1 protein-coding gene is annotated in these 379 nt (G+C 67.0%); it reads right to left on the reverse strand.

Going from position 1 to position 379, the window contains the following annotated elements:
- Positions 1–168: 168 nt before the first annotated feature.
- Positions 169–379 (reverse strand): AbgT family transporter (locus FLQ44_RS22710; protein ID WP_206209120.1); only part of this gene is annotated, 211 nt, incomplete at its 5' end.

Genomic DNA, 379 nt, shown 5'->3' on the forward strand with positions numbered 1-379 from the left:
AAGGATGGCGGCGAACAGCACGTGCTGGGCCTCGCTGTCGCCGCGCAGCTTGAACCAGGGCAGCTGGCGCGCGGCCATCGCCAGCGCCAGAAACGACAGCCCCCACGCGGCGACGTGGAAAAACGTCGGCAGCGTGGGGGCGGTCATGCGCTCGAGACCGGGTGGCGCTTACTGCGCGGCGCCCGCTGCAGCCGGGGCCACGTAGTCGTAGGTGGAACCGATGCCCAGCGGGATATCCAGCGCCCAGAAGCCCAGCAGGAAGGCCGTCCAGATCAGCAGCAGGCTGACCGAGTACGGCAGCATCAGCGCAACCAGGGTTCCGATGCCCGAGGACTTCACGTACTTCTGGCAGAACACCACGATCAGCGGGAAGTAGGTT

Origin of the sequence: Vogesella mureinivorans, assembly GCF_007644035.1 — a bacterium.
In the GTDB taxonomy this organism is placed as follows: Bacteria; Pseudomonadota; Gammaproteobacteria; order Burkholderiales; family Chromobacteriaceae; genus Vogesella; species Vogesella mureinivorans.